General features: G+C 36.2%; 1 protein-coding gene. It reads right to left on the reverse strand.

Annotated features, from left to right (window positions below; all coding sequences use genetic code 11):
• A partial coding sequence (locus CIK77_RS18395; protein WP_442923152.1) for a multidrug resistance efflux transporter family protein occupies window positions 1-216 on the reverse strand: 216 nt, incomplete at its 3' end.
• Window positions 217-221: the final 5 nt, after the last annotated feature.

Genomic DNA, 221 nt, shown 5'->3' on the forward strand with positions numbered 1-221 from the left:
GAGCGTCATACCATAAATACGTTCAAGTGTATTTAATTGATTATCCACAAGAATCATCATCTTACGATTACCTAAAGGATAGCAAAAGGCACCTATAATTAAAGGAAGTACCGACATGATAAAAACTTGTATTTCAATATGAGAAACTTGAGGTATTTGGACAAGTACAACACCCAAGACCATAATGCTAGAGGTACCTACAGAGCGCCAAGAAATACGCT

The organism is Microbacterium sp. JB110, from assembly GCF_003335195.1.
Classification (GTDB): Bacteria; Actinomycetota; Actinomycetes; order Actinomycetales; family Microbacteriaceae; genus Microbacterium.